Here is a 252-nt window from a genome sequence, read left to right on the forward strand (position 1 = left end):
ACACCACGAGGATGACCACCGGGGCGTCGTTGAAGCCGGACTCCGCCTCCAGCGTGCCCATCACGCGCGCGGGCAGGGGGATCTTGCGCAGCACGGAGAACACGGCCGCGGCGTCGGTCGAGGAGACGACCGCCCCGATGATGAGGGCCTGCCGCCACTCCAGGCCGATCAGGTAGTGCGCGGCCGACGCCGTGACCCCGACGCTCACCGCGACACCGGCCAGCGCCAGTGCCGTGGCGGCCGGCAGGGCCG

1 protein-coding gene is annotated in these 252 nt (G+C 73.8%); it reads right to left on the bottom strand.

From position 1 onward, the window contains the following. Positions 1-252: cation:proton antiporter (locus GT354_RS12290; protein ID WP_202511807.1), on the bottom strand; the 252-nt coding region annotated here is incomplete at both ends.

The organism is Streptomyces sp. SID3343 (assembly GCF_009865215.1).
In the GTDB taxonomy this organism is placed as follows: domain Bacteria; phylum Actinomycetota; class Actinomycetes; order Streptomycetales; family Streptomycetaceae; genus Embleya.